This window comes from Curtobacterium sp. PvP017 (assembly GCF_054060195.1).
On sequence record NZ_JBSSCY010000012.1, the window covers coordinates 37,905 to 56,741 of the forward strand.

Below are 18,837 nucleotides of genomic sequence, written 5' to 3' on the forward strand. Positions count from 1 at the left end.
TCGGTGACTCGTACAGGGCGAGCGCCGAACGACCGCGCAGTGGCGTGGTCGGTTCCGAGTCAGGGGATCCATGACCACCACTCCGTCGACCGTCGCACGTGCGCGCCGACTCCCACGCTTCGCCGGCGCCCTCACGGTGCTGGCCCTCGCAGCCGGTGCCCTCGTCGCGACGGCTGAACCCGCCGCAGCGTCGGCGGTGTGGGTCGGATCGGCACCCGCCGGTACGAAGATCAACCCGGGCGACCAGGTGACGTCGCCGAACGGCCAGTTCAAGCTCATCATGCAGGGCGACGGCAACCTGGTCGAGTACGGCATCGGCAACCGCGTGCTCTGGGCCTCGAACACCGCCGGTTCGCCCGGCGCGATCGCCGTCGTCGGCAAGAACCGTGCCCTCGACATCACCAAGAACGGCAAACGCCTGGCGCGCTGGGCCTCGGCCGGCACCGCGAACTCGACGGCGCTGAAGATCCGCGCGGACGGCACCATGGCGCTGCTCGCCGGCAGGTCCGTCGTCGTGAACTGGACCACGTACCAGGACCGGGTCCCATCGGGGAACACACTGCTCGGCGGCACCGTGCTGCGCTCCGACACCACGAACACGCGCATCCTCAACATGCGCACCGACGGCAACCTGGTGCAGAAGGTCAGCGGCCGTGTCGTCTGGCAGTCGCGGACCGGCGGGCACCCCGGCGCCTGGGCCGAGCTGCAGCCCAAGGGCAACTTCGTCGTCTGGACCCGTGACGCATCGCGCAAGAAGGTCGCGCTCTGGACCTCGCGCACCGGCACGGCCGGCTCCGGCAACCTGCTCGTGCAGGTCGACGGCAACGTCGTGCTCTACGGGTCGAAGGACACCCGCGTCTGGTCGAGCCGGCCCGTCACCGGACTGGCATGGCCCGTCAACGGGACGAGGATCACCGGCAAGTACGGCGACGACCGCGGTGCCGGGCACGTCCCGCGCTACCACCAGGGCACCGACGCGCCCGTGCCGGTCGGCACCCCGGTGTACGGCTCCGGCACCGGCGAGGTGACCAAGACGGTGGCGAACGACGCCTCGTACGGCAACTACATCGTCGTGACCTACGGCATGACCGCGGTGCTCACCGCCCACCTCAGCAAGATCGAGGTGAAGAAGGGCCAGATCGTGAAGCTCGGCACCGAGATCGCGAAGTCCGGCAACACCGGGCAGTCGACCGGCCCGCACGTGCACGTCGAGACGCGGCGCAACGGCACGCTCGTCGACCCGTTGAAGAACATGCACTTCCGCTGATCCGCGGCCGGTGGCGTCGTTCAGCTTCGTGAGCAGAAATGGTCGGGTCGCCTTCGGGCACCCGACCATTCCTGCTCACGAAGTGCGGGCGGGGCGGCGCGGATACCCTTGACCGGATGACATCGCGCCGCGGGACCAGGGCTGGCAGCGCGGCCGATGCGGAAGCCGTGCTCGCGGCGTTCGCACGCACCGACGGCGGCGTCGCGGCGGCGCGTCGGGTCGCACGGCAGTTCCAGGGGCTCGACGACGGTGAGCGGTCGGCACTGCTGTGGAGCGAGGACGACGGGGCGAAGCTCGTCGCGGTGCTGCTCCTGGTGCAGGCGATGCGCGAGCACCCCGATCCGGAGCTGACCGAGGAGTACCTGTCGGCGGCGAAGGCCGAGCGGTTCGACGACCCGGCGCTGGTCGACCTGGCAGCCGAGGAGCTCGTCGGCGCACCGCTCGTGGGCGGCTCGACTGGCCCGCTGTTCGCGCTCGTGAAGTCCGACGTGGCGATGGTGCGGCGGATCGCGATCGTGGCGACCCTGGCGTTCGTGAAGCAGGGCGACGCCGAGGTGCCGCTCGGGATCGCCGGACGCCTGGTGCGGGAGCGGAGTGACACCGTGCAGTCGGCGCTGGGGTGGGTGTTGCGGGAGACCGGCAAGCGGGCGTCGGAGCCGGCGCTCGTGGCGTTCCTCGAGAAGAGCGCGAGGTTCCTGACCCCCGCGGCTCGCCAGACGGCGACCGAGCACCTGCCGCCGGCAGCACGCGACCGCCTGCGGGGCTGAGCACCAACGACGCTGGCAACCAACTGTGCAGTCGGCTCTACCGACCATGTGGTCGGTTAAAGTCTCCGGGTGACCGAAACCAGCACCACCCCGATCCACCGCGCCTCCGTCCGGGAGTGGGCGTCGCTCGGCGTCCTCACCCTCGCGGTGGTGTTGCTCGCGATCGACGGCACCGTGCTGGCCCTCGCCGTGCCGTCGCTCACCGCCGACCTGGACCCGACCGCGACGCAGGTGCTCTGGATCGGCGACGTCTACTCGTTCGCGCTCGCCGGACTGCTCGTCACGATGGGCAACGTCGCCGACCGGATCGGCCGGAAGCGCCTGCTGCTCATCGGTTCGGTCGCGTTCGGCCTGGCATCCGCGGCGGCGGCGTTCGCACAGACGCCCGAACTGCTCATCGCTGCACGGGCGCTGCTCGGCATCGCCGGCGCGACCCTGATGCCGTCGACCCTGTCGCTGGTGCGCACGATCTTCCGTGACGCCCGGCAGCGCACCACCGCGATCGCGGTGTGGTCGGCGGGTGCGACGGGTGGCGCCGCCGCCGGGCCGCTCGTCGGCGGTGCGCTGCTCGAGCACTTCTGGTGGGGCTCGGTCTTCCTCATCAACATCCCGGTCATCATCGTGATCGTGATCGCCGGCGCGATCCTGCTGCCCGAGTCCAAGGGCGGTTCGCGCACCCCGATCGACCTGCTGTCCGCCGTGCTCTCGGTGCTGGCGATCGTGCCGCTCGTGTACGCGGTGAAGCACGTCGCGGGGCACGGGTTCGACTGGACGGTGCCCCTGACGGCGCTCCTCGGCATCGGTGCGGGCTGGTGGTTCGTCCGCCGGCAGAAGCGCCTGACGACGCCGCTCATCGACCTGCAGCTGTTCCGGATCCCGGCGTTCTCGGGCGCCGTGGTCGCGAACTCGCTGTCGGTCTTCGCGCTGAGCGGCCTGCTGTTCTTCTTCTCGCAGTACCTGCAGCTGGTGCGGGGGTTCACGCCACTGCTCGCGGGCGCGGCCGAGCTGCCGGCGACCCTCGCCTCGATCGCGGTCATCGCGATCATCGGGCTGCTGTCCCGACGGGTCGGACCCGGTCGGTCGATCGGCCTCGGCCTGGCGGTCGCCGCCGTCGGCATGGCCGGCCTCGCGTTCGCCGAGGGGCTGCCGACGTACTGGGGCATCGCGATCGCGCTCGCCGTGGTCGGCCTGGGCGTCGGGGTGTCGATGACCCTGGCCACCGACGCAGTGGTCGCCGCGGCACCCCGGGAGCGTGCGGGTGCGGCCTCGGCCATCTCGGAGACCGGGTACGAACTCGGCGTCGCGCTCGGCATCGCGGTGCTCGGGTCGTTGCAGACCGCGTTCTACCGGTCGAACCTCGACCTGACGGGCGACGGCCTGGCAACGGGGGTCGCGGACCGGGTCCGGGAGTCGCTGGCATCGGCGAGCCAGGTGCTGCAGCCGGGGTCGCCGGTGCTCGACCACGCACGTGCAGCGTTCACCGGCGGCATGCAGCTCGCGTCGATCTGCGCCGCCGTCGCGCTCGCCGTCGCCGCTGCGGTCGCGCTCCGGGTCATCCCCAACCGGCAGGATGGACCGCATGAGCACTGAGGGTCGTCATGAGCGCTGACGGGACACGCGACCGTGAGCGGACCCGCCAGGCGGTCCTCGAGGCCGCCGAGCGCCTGCTCGCCGAACGCGGTACCCGGGTGAGCGTCGCCGAGATCGCCGCGGACGCCGGCGTCTCGAAGAGCGGCCTGCTCCACCACTTCCCGTCGAAGGACGAGCTGCTCCTCGCCGTCGCGGCGCACGGTCTCGCGACGTTCAAGGACGAGGTGCTGCGGCACGTCGACCTGGCCGAGAACCGCCCCGGCAAGGTCCTCCGCGCCTACGTCCGGACCCTGTCCGGCGGCAGCGAGCGGGCGATGGAGGTCTTCTCGCCGACGTCGCACTGGACCGGGCTGATGGCGGTGCCGGGGGTCGAGGCGGTCGTCGCGGCCGACGCCGAGGACTGGCGCACGATGTTCGCGCGCGACGGCCTGCCCGAGGACCGCACGTTGGTCGTCCGGCACGCGGCCGAGGGGCTCGCGGCCGCAGCCGCGATGCCGCCCTACCTCGACGCACGCGAGCTCGCGGTCACCCGCGACGCGTTGCTCGCCCTGGCAGAACCCGCCTGACGACCCGGCCAGGAGGCCCGGTGCGCGTCCGCCCCGCTCGCTCGGCGAGCAGGCGGGCGGCCCGACCCCCGCGGTTCAGTCGGTCTCGAGCGGTTCGGCGAAGAACGTGGTCAGGGAGACCACGACGCCGTCGCGGACCTCGATCACGTCGATGCCGCGCACCGCGGGGGCGCCGACCGGACCGAAGCCCCACGCCAGGGCGCCGTGCGTCTCGGAGGCGTAGCGGCGGCCCTCCTCGACGAACTGGAACACGCCGGGCACCTGATCGAGCAGTTCGCCGGCCTTCTGGTCGAGGGCGTCCCAGCCGACGGCGGTGCCCTCCGGATCGGTGAAGGCGACATCGGGGGAGTACGTCCGCTCGATCGCGGCACGGCGGGAGGTGGCGTCTCGGTTCCCGAAGACGTCGTGGAGGTTCGCGGTCAGCAACTCGGACACGGTGGCCATGCCCGGAGCCTAACCTGGGGCGATGCACACCGAGGTGCCCCGGATCGACGTCGCACTCGTGGAACGACTCGTCGCGGCGCAGTTCCCCGAGTGGAGCGGGCTGCCCGTGCACGAGGTGGAGCACCAGGGCTGGGACAACCGCACGTACCGACTCGGTGACGCGCTGTCGGTCCGGCTGCCGAGCGCCGACGGCTACGTGCCCGCGGTCGAGAAGGAGCAGGACGTCCTGCCGTACCTGGCCCGACGGTTGGACATCGCGGTCCCCGAGCCGGTCGGCCTGGGCGAACCGGGCGATGGGTACCCGTTCCCGTGGTCGGTCATGCGGTGGCTCGACGGCACGGTGGCCGCGCGTGCGGTCGACCTCGACCACGAGCGCTTCGCCGCCGAGGTGGGTGCGGTGCTCCGGCAGCTCCGGAGCCTCCCCGCCACCGGTGGGCCCACCGCGGGCGCGCACTCGTTCCACCGTGGTGAGCACCCGTCCGTGTACGGCGCCGAGGTCGTCGCGGCGCTCGGCTCCCTCGGATCGGACGTCGACCGTGCCGCCTGCGAGCGCGTCTGGGCCGACGCGGTCGCCACCGCGTGGGCCCGTCCGGGGGTCTGGTTCCACGGGGATGTGGCGCCGGGCAACCTCCTCGTGGACGACGCGGGGCGGCTCACCGCCCTGATCGACTTCGGCACGTGCGGGGTCGGCGACCCGGCCTGCGACCTGGTGCTCGCGTGGACGTTCCTCGACCCGGCGGCGCGCCCGGTGTTCCGCGAGGCGGTGGGACTGGACGCCGATACGTGGGCGCGGGCTCGTGGCTGGGCGTTGTGGAAGGCGCTCATCATGCTCGCCGGCAGTGCCGGGCCCGGCGACCGCGCGGAGCACGAACGCGTCCTCGCCGCGGTGCTCGCGGATCCCCTCCTCTGACGCGGCGGCGCGCCCGGGGCCGTGCGTGGGGCTGTGAACGCACCACGGGACGGGCGCGTACCGAGGAGGCAGAAGCGAGCCGCGCCTCCCGGCCGGCTCGAAGCGACCACGAGAGGAACGCGACGTGCGCGCACTGACCTGGCAGGGCACCGAGAAGGTGTCCGTCGAGACCGTCCCCGACCCGACCATCCAGGAACCGACCGACGCGATCGTGCGGATCACGTCCACGGCGATCTGCGGCTCCGACCTGCACCTGTACCGGGTCCTCGGCCCGTACATCGACAAGGGCGACGTCCTCGGCCACGAGCCCATGGGCATCGTGGAGGAGGTCGGCAGCGCCGTCACGAACCTGAAGGTCGGCGACCGCGTCGTCGTCCCCTTCAACATCTCGTGCGGCCACTGCTGGATGTGCAAGAACGGCCTGCAGTCGCAGTGCGAGACCACCCAGGTCACCGAGTACGGATCGGGTGCGGCGCTGTTCGGCTACACGAAGATGTACGGCCAGGTCCCCGGCGGCCAGGCCGAGTACCTCCGCGTCCCGCACGCGGACTACGGCCCCATCGTCATCCCGGACGACGGCACGCCCGACGACCGGTGGCTGTTCCTCAGCGACATCCTGCCGACGGCGTGGCAGGCCGTGCAGTACGCCAACGTGCCGGAGGGCGGCACACTCGCGGTGCTCGGCCTCGGCCCCGTCGGTCAGTTCGCCGCCCGCATCGGGAAGCACCTGGGCTACCGCGTGCTCGCCGTCGACCCCGAACAGGTCCGACGCGACCTCGGGGCGAAGCACGGTGCCGAGGTCTTCGACCTGTCGAAGGACACCGTGCCGGAGCTCGTCGACCTGACCGACGGTCGCGGCCCCGACGGCGTCGTCGACGCCGTCGGCATGGAGGCACACGGCAACCCCGTCGCAGGCTTCGCCCAGCGGGCCGCCGGTCTGCTGCCCGACGCGTTGGCGAAGAAGGCGATCGAGACCGCCGGCATCGACCGGCTCGCGGCCGTGCACGCCGCGATCGACCTGGTCCGCCGCGGCGGCACCGTGTCCCTGAGCGGCGTCTACGGCGGCATGGCCGACCCGATGCCGATGATGACGATGTTCGACAAGCAGATCACCATCCGCGAGGGACAGTGCAACGTGAAGCACTGGATCGACGACATCATGCCGCTCGTGCAGGACCCGTCGGACCCGCTCGGCACGCTCGACCTCACCACGCACCGGGTGTCGCTCGAGGATGCCCCGCACATGTACGAGGTGTTCCAGAAGAAGCAGGACGGCTGCGTCAAGGTCGTGCTCGACCCCGCCCTGGCCGCTGCCTGATGCGGATCGTCGTCGTCGGCGGGACCGGCAACGTCGGGACGGCGGTGCTCCGCCGCCTGGCCGAGGCCCGGGCCGCCGCGCGTGCGGCGGGCGGCGCAGTCGCGCCCCCGTCCGACGACGGCCGGCACGACGGCAGCGTCGAGATCGTCGGCGTCGCCCGACGGCTGCCGGACGTGCACGCGGAGCCGTACGGTTCCGCGGTCTGGCACGCCGTCGACGTCGGGGCCTCGGACGCCGTCGGCCAGCTCACCGCGATCTTCACCGGCGCCGACGCGGTGATCCACCTGGCGTGGGCGCTCCAGCCGACGCACGACATCCCCGCGCAGTACCGGACGAACGTCACCGGTACCGCGAACGTGCTGTCGGCCGTGGCGCGAGCAGGGGTGCCGCAGGTCGTCGTCGCGTCCTCGGTCGGGACCTACCGCGGCGTCGACGCCGCGGGGAAGCGGACCCCGGTCGACGAGAGCTGGCCGACCGACGGCATCCCCACGGCGACGTACTCGATCCACAAGGCCGCGAACGAGTCGGCGATGGACGCCTTCGAGGCGGACCACCCGTCCGTCGTCGTCACCCGACTGCGCCCCGGGCTGATCTTCCAGCGGGACGCCGCCGCTGAGATCCGCGGGCTGTTCCTCGGACACCTCGTGCCGATGTCGATCGTGCGATGGATCCGGTGGCTGGTGCTGCCCCTGCCGTACCCGTTCGTGTTCCAGGCGGTGCACGCCGACGACGTCGCGGACGCCTACTGGCGGACCGTCGACCAGCGGGCCGGTGGTGCGTTCAACATCGCCGCGTCGCCCGTGCTCAACCCGCCGCGGTTGGCCCGGGCCTTCGGCATGCTCGGAGCCGTCCGGATCCCGCTCGGACTGCTGCGCGGGATCGTGACGCTCACGTGGCGGCTGCGGTTGCAGCCGACGGACGCCGGCTGGATCGACATCGCCGCCGGCGTGCCGATCATGCGGACCGACCGTGCCCGGTCGGTGCTCGGATGGGAGGCCCGGCACACCTCCGAAGACGCGTTGCGTGCGCTCGTGGCCGGGTTCGCGGACGGTGCGCACGTGGCCGCGTCGGACCCGCTGCGGGGGTAGCGGGGGCTGGCGCTGCCGGGTCGGATCGGGCGTACCGAGTGCTTTCGGGCGTACCTGGTCGGAAGTTTCGACCAGGTACGCCCGTTTCCACGTTCCATCGCTGGTGTTCTGGGAAGGACCGGGCGCTCGGATCGCGCTACGCTGCGCGGATGATCGCCTCCGAGGAGCTGCACAACCCCCTCATCCCGCAGCTGTACGACATCGCGTGGAGCGTGGCCATGGGGCTCATCGTGGTCGCCGTCGTCGTCATCGTGTGGATCGCGGTCGTCCGGAGCCGTCGCTCGAACGGCGCGCCGCGCACGCTCCGGGAGCAGCGGCTCGCCGAGCTCGACGACCTGCACGCCCGCGGCGTCATCACCGACGACGAGCACCGCTCCGCGCGAGCCGAGGCCCTGCGCGGTTAACCTGGTGCGGTGCTGCTGCCGACGGACCTGCTGGGGGACTGGGTCCTCCGCCGGACGGTGGACGACCGGCGTGCCGGCCTGCAGGGCGTCGTCACCGGCACCTCGACGCTGACCGCGGTCGGCGCGGACGAGGTCCGATGGGACGAGGCGGGCGTGATGACGTTCGACGGCCGCACGACCCCGGTGTCGCGCACGCTGACCGTCCGGCGCGGCGATGACCACGCCTGGACCGTGCACTTCGCCGACGGCCGGGTGTTCCACGACTGGGTCTGGGGCGCGAGTGTGGCTCACGCCTGCGCACCGGACGAGTACACCGGCTCCCTGGACGGCGACGAGCAGCGGTGGACCGTGGGCTGGGAGGCCCGGGGCCCGGCGAAGGACTACCGGCTCGACAGCGTGCTCACGCGGTCGCCGGCGTGACCACGACGTCAGCGGCACGCGCCAGACTGAGTCCATGGCACGCTCTTCCGGCACCGACGCCCCGCGCATCACCCTGACCGAACCGACGAACCTCGAGGACTGGGCCCCGGCTCCCGGCGACGTCCTGACCGGTGACCGCATCGAGGGCAAGCGCATCGGCGTGCTCGACCTGGCCGGCGAGCGGCTGCCCGACCTCGAGATCGAGGAGTGCGTCATCGACACGCTGCGGGGCGACGGCGCCGACTTCCGCGGGCTGCGGGTGCACGACTCGGTCATCGACACGCTCGACGCCCCGGTGCTGCGGGCGTCGAGCAGCTCGTGGCGCGAGGTCCGGGTGTCCGGCGGTCGCATCGGTTCGGGTGAGCTGTACGACTCCGGGCTGAGCGGCGTCGAGTTCGTCGGGATGAAGTTCGGGTTCGTGAACCTGCGCGGATCGACGCTCACCGACGTGGTGTTCCGCGACTGCGTCATCGACGAGCTCGACATCGCGGACGCGAAGCTGCTCCGGGTGTCGTTCGAGGGCAGCAGCATCCGCGACGCCGAGGGGTCGAACACCCGGATCGACCACGTGGACCTGCGCGGCGCCGACCTCGACCGGGTCGAGCGCCTCGAGGGGTTCCGCGGCGCGACGATCGGTGCCGACCAGCTGTACACGCTCGCCCCGCTGCTGGCGGCGCAGGCGGGCTACCTCGTCGACTGAGGGACCGCAGCCAGCGCGGCGGCGAGGTCGGCCTGCACCAGGTCGCCGTGCGCAGCCGCCCCGGCCTGGACCCCGGCGGCGGCGGACGCGACGACCGTCGCCATCGGGTTCGCGACGTTGCCGGCGGCGTACACCCCGCGCACCGACGTCTGCCCGGCCGGGTCGACCGTCAGCGCGCTCGCGTACCGGAAGTCGCCCATGAACTGGTCGGCCGCGACCAGACCCAGGTCGGACAGGAAGTCCACGCGCGCCTCAGCGGTGCTCGCCGCGGCGAGTGCATCGAGTTCGACGACGTCGCCGGAGCCGAGCGTGACCCCGGCCAGTGTGCCGTCCGACGAGCGGACCTGCGTGACGGTGTCGTCCACGACGTCGATCCCGCGGGACCGCAAACCAGCCAGGGCGGTGTCGTCGACGAGAGCCGGATCGGTGACGAACGCGGTCACGTGCTCGCTCAGTGCCCGGAACATGAGCGCGTGGTGCACGCCGTTCGGGGTGGTCACGAGCACGCCGATGCGCTGGTCGCGGATCTCCCACCCGTGGCAGAACGGGCAGTGCACGACCCCGCGCCCCCACTGCTCGGCGAGCCCCGGGACCTGCGGCAGGACGTCCACGGCGCCGGAGGCGACGACGAGCCTGCGGGCGGTGACGGCCGCGCTGGAGTCCAGCGTGACCGAGAAGCCGACCGGGTCGGTACCGTCACCCGTCGTGGCGGACGCGGCCACGATCCTCCCGGCCGTCACCTCGACTCCGTAGGCGGCGACCTCGTCGCGACCGATCGCGGACAACTCGGCGGGCGCGATGCCCTCGCGCCCGAGGTAGTTGTGGGCGCCCGCCGACGGCGCGTTGCGGGGCTCGCCCGCGTCGACGACGAGGACGGAACGGCGGGAACGCCCGAGGACGAGGGCGGCGGAGAGGCCGGCGGCTGCTCCGCCGATGACGATGACGTCGTAGTGATCACGCATGCAAGGAGCATGCGGCCCCTGCGGTACGGACGGCAAAGAACCTTGCTGATGTGGCAACATGGGCAGCATGCCCCACGGCCCGCAGGAACCAGTCGTCCCCCGCACGACCGCGCAGGTGGTCGACGGGGTGGGGCCCCGGTTGCGCGCGCTCCGTGCCCACCGCGACGTCACGCTCGCCGCGCTGTCCGAGCAGACGGGGGTGTCGGTGAGCACCCTGTCGCGACTCGAGTCGGGGCAGCGCAAGCCGACCCTCGAACTGCTGCTCCCGCTGGCGCAGGCGTACCAGGTTCCGCTCGACGACCTGGTCGGAGCGCCGCAGACGGGCGACCCCCGGGTGCACATGAAGCCCGAGGTGCACGGCGGGCGGGTCGTCGTGCCGCTGACGAAGCGCACCGGCGGCGTGCGGTCGTTCAAGCAGCTCTTCCCGCCGAACGAGCCCGGCGGCGAGCCCTCGCTGAAGACGCACGAGGGGTACGAGTGGCTCTACGTGCTGTCCGGGCGGCTGCGCCTGGTGCTCGGCGAGCACGACCTCGACCTCGGGCCGGGTGAGGTCGCCGAGTTCGACACGCACACCCCGCACTGGATCGGCAACGTCACCGACTCGGTCACCGAGGTGCTGTGCCTGTACGGGCCGCAGGGCGAACGAGCGCACGTGCGGTCGAGGCCGACGCGCTGACCGGCAGGCGGCGGGCCCGCTCGGTCTACGCCGTGAAGACGTGGTCCATGACGTCGTCGAGGAGCCCCGACGTCTCGGTGTTCGACTGCTGGATGTGGATGCCGATGTCGCCCCGCGTGAAGTAGGTGTCGCCGTCGGTCACCGGGTACTGCGGGTTGTCGGAGATCTTCTGGCACTGGAGGCCCTCGGCCTCGGTACCGCAGTCGTAGCCCTTCGCCGAGAGCTTCTGCAGTTCCGTGCTCGCCGTCGCCGAGTCGACGACGTCGACCGCGATGGACAAGAAGGTGATGTCGGCTTGCGGGTCCCGCCACACGCAGTACAGACGCTTGCCGTCGGCCTGCAGGACCGGAGTGAAGGCGCTCTTCGGCGTCGCGATCGGGTCGCCGACGACCGAGGGGTCGTTCAGCGGAGCCGAGGCGAAGGCCTTGTCCCACTTGCCGGGGGTGATGAGATCGGTGCAGCTCGCCGGCACCGTGCCGCCGTCGTAGTCGACCCCGGGGATCTGCGTGATCGTGGATGTGGGCTCCGGCGTGCTGCTCGGGCTGGCGCTCGGCGTGCCCGTGCTCTCCGCCGTCGTCGCGGACGGCGTGCCCGGTCCTGCCGGAGCGCTCTGGGCGCAGCCCGACAGGGCGAGTCCGATCGCCAGCGCCGCCGTCAGCGTCGCCGTGATCCCGGATGTCGTCGTGCGCGCTGGTCGCCGCATCGTTCCCCCTCGTTCGTCGTGCGGACGTCGCCGCGCCTCCGAACATAGGCGGCGGAGCCGGCGGCGTCCGCGAGCGTCACCGTTCCGTGACCCGTCAGCGGGTGCGCCACCCACGCCGCACCCGCAGCGCTGCGCGCACCCGCCGCGCCCACCGGCGCACCGGGTTCGCGCGTCGCCCGTTCACGCGGAACGTGTGGAAGGCGCGTCGCGTCCGCAGCAGGGCGGACGGGAGGCCCGACAACGGTCGCGCGGACACCTGCACCGTGAGCACGGGGTCGGCCACCACCCGCCAGGCCGGGTCGAGCTGCATGCTCAGGTCGACGTCGTCGTGGACCTCGGGGTCCTCGCGGTGCGCTCGGCCGCGGATGGCGTCCCAGGTCGACCGCCGCATGGCCATCGCAGAGCCGAACAACGGTGGCCGGCCGAGCGCGGCCCACATGAGCGCGAAGTACGGCCGCATGTAGACGGCGTCCCACAGCCGACCGATCAGCGGACCGCCGTCGTGCGGGCGTCCGGGACCGGTCACCGCGACGACCTCCGGATCGGCCAGCAGTTGCAGCGCGTCGGCGATCCACCCCGGCGGCGGCACGGAGTCGGCGTCGAGTCGGACGAGGACGTCCCCGGAGGCCCGGTCGTAGCCGCGCGCCGATGCCCGGGCGATGCCCCGGATGCGTTCGGTCAGCACGACCGCCCCGGCTGCCTGGGCGACCTCGGCGCTGTCGTCCCGGCTGCCGTTGTCGACCACGACCACCTCGTCGGCGAGCAGCGTCTGCACCGCGAGGGCGTCGAGACAGCGTCGCAGGTGTGCGGCGTCGTCGCGCACGGGGATGACGACGGAGACGCGGACCATCCTCCGATTCAACCGGAGGTTCGCTGTGCGCCCACGCGGTAGCGTTCCGAGCATGGACCGGACCGACGAACTCGCCGTGGAGCTCCGGCACGCGATCGGTCGTGTCGTGCGCGCTGCGAAGCGCGAGGCGGACTCGCTGCCGACCGCCCACGCGACGACCCTCGGGTTTCTCGAGCGCGAGGGGCCGATGCCGATCGCGGAGCTGGCACGTCGCCGTGCGGTGAAGCACCAGGGACAGTCGCGCACGGTCGGGGAGCTCGCGGACCTCGGGTACGTCGAGCGGACGGCGTCGGACACCGACCGGCGCGTGTCGGTCATCCGCATCTCCGACACGGGCAGCGAGGTCCTCCGCCGGGACATGACGGCGCGGGCGGACTGGTTGGCGACGGCGATCCGCGAGGAGCTCGACGACGAGGAACGGGCGGCCCTCGAACGCCTGCCCGGCATCTTCGAACGGCTTGCCCGTCGCGCCGACTGAGCGCTTCCTCACCGAGATCCCCGACCGGAAGTACAACATGGTTGTAGTGTTGGCGCCATGGAGTTGACGAAGTACAACCACGCCACCGTCGTCCTCGAGCAGGACGGCACCACCCTCGTCATCGACCCGGGTACCTTCACCCCCGAGGCCGCCGACCTCGCCGGCGCTGCCGCCGCGGTCCTCATCACCCACGAGCACGCCGACCACTTCGACGTCGACGCGGTCCGTGCCGGGCTCGACGCGAACCCGTCGCTCGTGGTCCGCGGGCCGGCGGCGATCGTCGAGCAGCTGGGTGACCACGACGGCCGCGTCGCTGCGGTCCGTGCCGGTGACGCGTTCGAGGTCGGGCCGTTCTCCGTGCAGGTCTTCGGCGAGGAGCACGCCGTCATCCACCGCGACATCCCGACGATCGCGAACGTCGGCTACTTGGTCAACGATGCCGTCTTCCACCCGGGCGACGCCTACCTCGTGCCTGGGGTCCCGGTCGGCACGCTGCTCATCCCCACGAGCGGCCCGTGGGCGCACACCGCCGCCGCCGTCGACTACGTCCGCGAGGTCGCGCCGCAGCGCGCGATCCAGATCCACGAGCTCCTGCTGAGCGATGCGGGACAGCAGATGAACGTCCGCATGCTCGGGACCGACGGTCTCGGCGGTGTGCCGACCACGATCCTCCAGGCGGGTGAGCACGTCACCGTCTGACGGGCCCGACCGTGCTCCTGGGAGGCGATCCGTGCCTCCCAGGCAGCATGGAGGGATGTCCGATGCTCCCTCGACCGCAGTCCTCTTCGACATCGACGGCACGCTCGTCGACTCGAACTACGCCCACATCGATGCCTGGTGGCGCGCTGCCCGCGCAGCGGGCGAGTCCGTCGACGCGTGGCGCATCCACCGAGCGATCGGCATGGACTCGGCGAAGCTGCTCGAGACGCTGCTGCCGGATGCCTCCGACGAGACGCGCGAGACCGTCAAGCAGTTCAACACCGCCTACTTCGCCGAGCACATGCCCCAGCTGCGGCTGCTGCCGGGGGCCCGCGACCTGCTCCGTGCGGTCGCCGAGGCGGGGCACGCCGTCGTCCTGGCGACGAGTGCGCCGGAGAACGAGCTGACGCGGCTGCGTGAACTGCTCGACGCCGAGGAGTGGCTCACCGCGGTGACGAGCTCCGAGGACGTCGAGCAGGCGAAGCCGGACCCGGGGATCATCGAGGTGGCGCTGGACCGGGCTGGCGTGCGTGCCGACGCCGCCGTGATGGTCGGCGACGCGATGTGGGACGTCGAGTCGGCCGGACGCGTCGGCGTGACCTCCGTCGCGGTGATGACCGGCGGCATCGGCGGCGACGAACTCCGCGGAGCCGGTGCTGCGGAGGTCCACGACGACGCCGCTGCCGTGCTCGCCGCGCTGCGGGCCGGGGACGGTGCGATCGCCGCGCTGGGCAGGCGTGCGTGAGCGTGCACCGCGGCTGGCATCCGTGACAGGATCGTCGACCGTGATCACGATCGAACGCGTGTCCTGGGACGACCCCCGAGGCGTGGTGCTCCGCGCCCGTATGGACGACGAGATGCACGAACGCTACGGCTCGTCGAACGGCGACGAGGACCCGGCGATCACGGCCGAGCGGGGCCGTGCGCTGTCCGTCGACCCGTCGACCGTCGTCACCTCGGTCCTCGCGCTCGACGAGTCCGGCGACGCCGTCGGGCACATCGCGATCCGGCGCCTGGGTGACGAGGTCGAGCTGAAGCGCCTGATCGTGCTGACCTCGGCCCGTGGCCAGGGTGCGGCCACCGCGCTGCTCGACGAGTGCGAGCGCATCGGTCGTGAGCTCGGTGCGCCCCGGCTGATCCTGCAGACCGGTGACAAGCAGCCCGACGCGGTCGCCCTGTACGAGAAGACCGGGTGGAACCCGATCCCCGTCTACGCGCCGTACGCGGCGACCATGCCGTGGTCGTTCTGCTTCGAGAAGGCGCTCTGAGCGTACCGATCCGTATTGCACTCTCGTCGAGATAGTGCAATTCTGTGTCGGTGAGCACCACCGAACGCACCCGCGCACTGCGCCGACGCATGATCGGCGAGGCGCGTCGGGCGACGGTCGAGCACGGGTTGAGCGGTTTCACGATCGAGCAGCTCTGCGAGAGCGTCGGGGTGTCGCGGCGCACGTTCTTCAACCACTTCGCATCGAAGGACGACGCCGTGCTCGGCATCGAGTTGCACGCCGACGTCGAGGCGATCGACCGGTACGCCGCGGGCGGCATCGTGCCCGGCGGACTCGACCCGCTCGACTCGATCGTCGCGCTGGCCATCGACCAGTTCCACCGCGTCGGCATCGACCGGGCGGACGAGGTCCTGGTGCGCCGGGTCTTCGAGCGGGAGCCGGCGCTCGTCGCGCGGTTCCTCTCGGCGACCGACGTTCAGCTCGCCCGGGTCACCGTGGCACTGCGCCGGCGGTTCGGGTGGGACGACCCCGCCGACCGCCGTGCGCGCCTCGTCACCGAGGCCGCCGCCGGGCTGCTCAAGGTCACCGCCACCGAGTACTTCGACGACGGGTTCGACGAGGCCACCGGGCCGACGTTCGACGCGCTGCTCACCGAGAACCTCCGCCTGCTCAGGGCGGTCACCACGACCGAACGGGAACACACCACATGAGCGCAACCGCGCCGGGCACCACCAAGCGTGCCCGCCCCGGCACCGACGGGCCGCTGCTGCTGACGCAGCGTCGGATCTGGATCATCTTCTCCGCGCTCATCGCGGGGATGCTGCTCTCCAGCCTCGACCAGACCATCGTCTCGACGGCGATGCCCACCATCGTCGGCGAACTCGGCGGCGTCGCGCACCAGGCGTGGCTGACGACCGGGTACCTGCTCGCGTCGACCATCGTGATGCCCGTCTACGGCAAGTTCGGCGACGTCCTGGGGCGCCGCAACCTGTTCCTCATCGCGATCGCCCTGTTCACCATCGCGTCGGCGGGGTGTGCGTTCGCCGGTGACTTCACGCAGCTCGTCGTGTTCCGTGCGATGCAGGGGCTCGGCGGCGGCGGTCTGATGATCCTGTCGCAGGCGATCATCGCCGACATCGTGCCCGCCTCGCAGCGCGGCAAGTACCTCGGCCCGCTCGGTGCGATCTTCGGCCTGTCCGCGATCGGCGGCCCGCTGCTCGGTGGCTTCTTCGTCGACCACCTGACCTGGAACTGGGCGTTCTACATCAACATCCCGGTCGGCATCGCGGCGTTCTTCGTGGCGTGGTTCGCGCTGACCCTGCCGAACAAGAAGGCGACGAAGCGCATCGACGTGCTCGGCGTGCTCTTCATGTCCGCCGCGACCACGTGCCTGGTGTTCTTCTCGGAGTTCGGCGGCAGCAAGGACCACGGCTGGGACGCCCCCGAGACGTGGGCCTGGTTCGCGGGGCTCGTCGTCTCGGCCGCGCTCCTCGTGCTCGTCGAGTCGCGCGCGCAGGACCCGGTCCTCCCGCTGTCGTTCTTCAAGAACCGCACGTTCCTGCTGGCGACCGGCATCGGCCTGGTGCTCGGCATCGGCATGTTCGCCGCGATCGGGTTCGTCCCGACGTTCCTGCAGATGGCTTCGGGCACCTCGGCCGCGGTGTCGGGGCTGCTCATGCTGCCGATGATGGTCGGTCTGATCGGGACCTCGATCGCGTCCGGCAACCTGATCACCAAGACCGGGCGCTACCGGATGTTCCCGATCATCGGCACGGTCCTGGTCGCCATCGCGATGCTCGCGATGACCCAGCTCGCAGCGGACACCCCGATCTGGCTGATCTGCGCGTACCTGTTCGTCTTCGGCGCCGGGCTCGGGCTGATCATGCAGGTGGTCGTCCTCGTCGCGCAGAACGCCGTGCCCGCCGAGCAAGTGGGCACCGCGACCTCGACGAACAACTACTTCCGCGAGGTCGGCGCCTCCCTCGGCACCGCCGTCTTCGGTGCGCTGTTCACGGCCCGGCTCACGACGTCGCTCACCGACGTGTTCCGCGGTGCCGGCGGCTCGGCCACCGATGCGGCGTCGTCGGCGGGCAGCATCGACCCGTCGACCGTGGCCGGGCTGCCGCCGGCGGTGCAGGACGGCATCGTGAACGCGTACGCCGACTCGCTCGCGCCGGTGTTCTGGTACCTGCTGCCCTTCATCGCGGTGGCGTTCCTGCTCGCACTGTTCCTGCCGCAGATCACGCTCTCCGACACGGCCGGCATGGTCGCCCGTGGTGAGGCCGTCGGCGGCGACGAGGCCGACGAGCTCGAGCGCGCGCAGCGCGCGGGCCGCGCGGCGGAGTCCGTGTCGTCCGAGTCCGTGTCGTCGGGTGGTGAGACGCCGGCGTCCCGCCGGGACGCCTCCGACTGAGTGGGACGCCGCCGGATCCGGCGGCGTCCTGCGGATCGCGGGGCGCGTTGTGGAGACGACGGCGTGCTGACGGGAGGCGCGGTGCCAGCTGGCACCGCGCCTCCCGTCCGTCGTGCGGTCGCGCGCACCGCCGCTGCCGGCCCCGAGTCTCGACCCGGCTCGCGAAAGCGACAGTGTGCCGCCGACCATCCGCGGCACACTGTCGCTCTTGCGGGGGTGAACGGGCGGGCTCCGCGGGCGCCGGGTGCTACGCGCCGGTGCTCGCGCGGCGGACCAGGCGGGTGGGGAGCGCTGCCGGCTCCGCCGCGGTGCCGTCGAGGGTCGCGAGCAGGCGTTCCGCGGCCGCGCGCCCGAGGTCGGCGCCGGGCAGGGCGACGCTCGTGAGCGCGGGGGCCGTGACCGACGACGACGGCAGGTCGTCGAAGCCGGCGACCGCGAGCTCTCCGGGGACCGCGATGCCGAGCGCTCCGGCGACGCGCAGCACCCCGTACGCCAGGGTGTCGGCAGCGGCGACGACCGCGGTGACATCGTCGTCCTGCCAGGCCTCGATGACGTGCTCGGTGGCCGAGGCTGCGGCGTCCACCGTCAGGTCAGCGCGCGCGGTGACCTCGGACACGGCGATGCCGGCGGCGGCGCACTCCTGTTCGAAGAGCTCGCGGCGGACGCCGAACGTCGTCGCACGGGAGGTCCCGTCCAGGTACCCGACGCGCCGGTGCCCCTGTCCGTGCAGGTGCGCGACGAGGTCGTGGACGCCGGGGGAGAGGTCGTAGTTGACGGCCTCGGTGCCACCCGGGGCATCGAGGAGGACCACGGGCACGCTCGCCGACATCGACTCGCCCGCTGCCGGGGCGTCGACGAGGATGCCCGCGGGCCGGAGGCGTTCGAAGCGCCGGACGTCGGCTGCCAGGGGCTGGGCGCCGCGCTCGGTGACCGACAGCACGAGCTGGAACCGGTCGCCGATGGTGTCGCGCACGCCGCGGATGACCTCGGCGAAGAACGGGTTCGACAGGTCCGGGGCGATGAGGACGACCAGGTCACCGCTGCCGCGCGCCAGGGAGCTGGCAGCGTGGTCGACCACGTAGCCGAGTTCGTCGACGGCGTCGCGCACCCGCGTCGCGATGGGCGTGGACACCCGGCCGCGGTCCTTCCCGTTCACGACGAGGGAGACCGTGGCGATGCTCGTCCCGGCGCGCTCGGCCACCATGGCGGCGGTCACACGACGGCTCGGAACGGCGGGGGAGGGCACCCGTCGATGCTAGCGAGCGCGGTGCCCGAACTTGACGTCAAGCGTTTGACGTGTTTCGATGTCAAACGCTTGACGCGCCGCGTCGCCAGCGCTCTGCCGGCCCGTGG

22 protein-coding genes are annotated in these 18,837 nt (G+C 72.0%); 17 read left to right on the plus strand and 5 right to left on the minus strand.

Features of this window, described 5'->3' with window-relative positions:
• The first annotated feature begins 70 nt into the window (after positions 1-70).
• The 4 genes from ACVKXF_RS17100 (at position 71) to ACVKXF_RS17115 (ending at position 4,190) form a co-directional block, all read left to right on the plus strand.
• Positions 71-1,267: a peptidoglycan DD-metalloendopeptidase family protein gene (locus tag ACVKXF_RS17100; RefSeq protein ID WP_456796436.1), complete on the plus strand. Its 1,197-nt coding sequence runs from the start codon at positions 71-73 to the stop codon at positions 1,265-1,267.
• A 116-nt stretch (positions 1,268-1,383) separates the two neighbouring features.
• On the plus strand, positions 1,384-2,034 hold the full coding sequence (locus ACVKXF_RS17105; protein ID WP_456796437.1) for a DNA alkylation repair protein: 651 nt from the start codon (positions 1,384-1,386) through the stop codon (positions 2,032-2,034).
• Between the two features lie 69 nt (positions 2,035-2,103).
• On the plus strand, positions 2,104-3,624 hold the full coding sequence (locus tag ACVKXF_RS17110; protein WP_456796438.1) for an MFS transporter: 1,521 nt from the start codon (positions 2,104-2,106) through the stop codon (positions 3,622-3,624).
• A gap of 8 nt (positions 3,625-3,632) precedes the next feature.
• Entirely contained in the window at positions 3,633-4,190 is a 558-nt protein-coding gene (locus ACVKXF_RS17115) for a TetR/AcrR family transcriptional regulator (RefSeq protein ID WP_340195998.1), read from the plus strand.
• A gap of 75 nt (positions 4,191-4,265) precedes the next feature.
• Here the strand turns inward: ACVKXF_RS17115 and ACVKXF_RS17120 are convergent, their stop codons facing one another.
• Entirely contained in the window at positions 4,266-4,634 is a 369-nt protein-coding gene (locus ACVKXF_RS17120) for a nuclear transport factor 2 family protein (RefSeq protein ID WP_456796439.1), read from the minus strand.
• 22 nt (positions 4,635-4,656) lie between these two features.
• Here ACVKXF_RS17120 and ACVKXF_RS17125 point away from each other — a divergent pair, with 22 nt between their 5' ends.
• The 6 genes from ACVKXF_RS17125 to ACVKXF_RS17150 all read left to right on the plus strand — a co-directional run bounded on the left by ACVKXF_RS17125 (position 4,657) and on the right by ACVKXF_RS17150 (position 9,474).
• A complete protein-coding gene (locus tag ACVKXF_RS17125; RefSeq protein ID WP_456796440.1) occupies positions 4,657-5,544 on the plus strand; it encodes an aminoglycoside phosphotransferase family protein in 888 nt (295 codons plus the stop codon).
• A 124-nt stretch (positions 5,545-5,668) separates the two neighbouring features.
• The gene (locus ACVKXF_RS17130; RefSeq protein WP_123310777.1) at positions 5,669-6,862 is read left to right on the plus strand and encodes a zinc-dependent alcohol dehydrogenase; all 1,194 of its coding nucleotides are present in this window, start codon (positions 5,669-5,671) and stop codon (positions 6,860-6,862) included.
• A complete protein-coding gene (locus tag ACVKXF_RS17135; protein WP_340195995.1) occupies positions 6,862-7,950 on the plus strand; it encodes an NAD-dependent epimerase/dehydratase family protein in 1,089 nt (362 codons plus the stop codon). The genes ACVKXF_RS17130 and ACVKXF_RS17135 overlap by 1 nt, the downstream gene beginning before the upstream one ends.
• A 149-nt stretch (positions 7,951-8,099) precedes the next feature.
• Entirely contained in the window at positions 8,100-8,354 is a 255-nt protein-coding gene (ccmI, locus tag ACVKXF_RS17140; protein ID WP_456796441.1) for a c-type cytochrome biogenesis protein CcmI, read from the plus strand.
• Between the two features lie 9 nt (positions 8,355-8,363).
• On the plus strand, positions 8,364-8,774 hold the full coding sequence (locus ACVKXF_RS17145; RefSeq protein ID WP_456796442.1) for a DUF6314 family protein: 411 nt from the start codon (positions 8,364-8,366) through the stop codon (positions 8,772-8,774).
• 34 nt (positions 8,775-8,808) lie between these two features.
• On the plus strand, positions 8,809-9,474 hold the full coding sequence (locus ACVKXF_RS17150) for a pentapeptide repeat-containing protein (protein WP_456796443.1): 666 nt from the start codon (positions 8,809-8,811) through the stop codon (positions 9,472-9,474).
• On the opposite strand, the gene ACVKXF_RS17155 is transcribed toward ACVKXF_RS17150, so the two are convergent.
• Positions 9,459-10,436 (minus strand): NAD(P)/FAD-dependent oxidoreductase, encoded by a 978-nt coding sequence (locus ACVKXF_RS17155; RefSeq protein WP_456796444.1) that lies wholly within the window; start codon positions 10,434-10,436, stop codon positions 9,459-9,461. The two genes, ACVKXF_RS17150 and ACVKXF_RS17155, sit on opposite strands and share 16 nt — an antisense overlap.
• Before the next feature lie 58 nt (positions 10,437-10,494).
• On the opposite strand from ACVKXF_RS17155, the gene ACVKXF_RS17160 reads away from it, so the two are divergent.
• The gene (locus ACVKXF_RS17160) at positions 10,495-11,112 is read left to right on the plus strand and encodes a helix-turn-helix domain-containing protein (protein WP_456796445.1); all 618 of its coding nucleotides are present in this window, start codon (positions 10,495-10,497) and stop codon (positions 11,110-11,112) included.
• A 25-nt stretch (positions 11,113-11,137) separates the two neighbouring features.
• On the opposite strand, the gene ACVKXF_RS17165 is transcribed toward ACVKXF_RS17160, so the two are convergent.
• The gene (locus tag ACVKXF_RS17165; RefSeq protein WP_456796446.1) at positions 11,138-11,815 is read right to left on the minus strand and encodes a hypothetical protein; all 678 of its coding nucleotides are present in this window, start codon (positions 11,813-11,815) and stop codon (positions 11,138-11,140) included.
• A gap of 94 nt (positions 11,816-11,909) precedes the next feature.
• The gene (locus ACVKXF_RS17170; protein WP_456796447.1) at positions 11,910-12,665 is read right to left on the minus strand and encodes a glycosyltransferase family 2 protein; all 756 of its coding nucleotides are present in this window, start codon (positions 12,663-12,665) and stop codon (positions 11,910-11,912) included.
• 52 nt (positions 12,666-12,717) lie between these two features.
• Here ACVKXF_RS17170 and ACVKXF_RS17175 point away from each other — a divergent pair, with 52 nt between their 5' ends.
• From ACVKXF_RS17175 to ACVKXF_RS17200, 6 genes are read left to right on the plus strand one after another with little or no spacing between them, the layout of a single operon-like run.
• Entirely contained in the window at positions 12,718-13,143 is a 426-nt protein-coding gene (locus ACVKXF_RS17175) for a MarR family winged helix-turn-helix transcriptional regulator (RefSeq protein WP_123671116.1), read from the plus strand.
• Between the two features lie 57 nt (positions 13,144-13,200).
• Entirely contained in the window at positions 13,201-13,842 is a 642-nt protein-coding gene (locus tag ACVKXF_RS17180) for an MBL fold metallo-hydrolase (protein ID WP_456796448.1), read from the plus strand.
• Between the two features lie 55 nt (positions 13,843-13,897).
• Positions 13,898-14,587, plus strand: a complete 690-nt coding sequence (locus ACVKXF_RS17185; RefSeq protein WP_340195987.1) for an HAD family hydrolase — start codon at positions 13,898-13,900, stop codon at positions 14,585-14,587.
• Between the two features lie 40 nt (positions 14,588-14,627).
• On the plus strand, positions 14,628-15,110 hold the full coding sequence (locus ACVKXF_RS17190) for a GNAT family N-acetyltransferase (protein ID WP_260232943.1): 483 nt from the start codon (positions 14,628-14,630) through the stop codon (positions 15,108-15,110).
• 50 nt (positions 15,111-15,160) lie between these two features.
• Positions 15,161-15,781 carry a TetR/AcrR family transcriptional regulator gene (locus ACVKXF_RS17195; RefSeq protein ID WP_260232942.1) on the plus strand — a complete coding sequence of 207 codons (621 nt, stop codon included), beginning with the start codon at positions 15,161-15,163 and terminating at the stop codon, positions 15,779-15,781.
• Complete coding sequence (locus tag ACVKXF_RS17200) at positions 15,778-17,484, plus strand: MDR family MFS transporter (protein ID WP_340195985.1); 1,707 nt, start codon at positions 15,778-15,780, stop codon at positions 17,482-17,484. The genes ACVKXF_RS17195 and ACVKXF_RS17200 overlap by 4 nt, the downstream gene beginning before the upstream one ends.
• Before the next feature lie 247 nt (positions 17,485-17,731).
• Here ACVKXF_RS17200 and ACVKXF_RS17205 read toward each other — a convergent pair whose 3' ends face one another.
• Positions 17,732-18,730, minus strand: coding sequence for a LacI family DNA-binding transcriptional regulator (locus ACVKXF_RS17205; protein ID WP_456796449.1), 999 nt, complete (start codon positions 18,728-18,730; stop codon positions 17,732-17,734).
• Between the last annotated feature and the right edge of the window lie 107 nt (positions 18,731-18,837).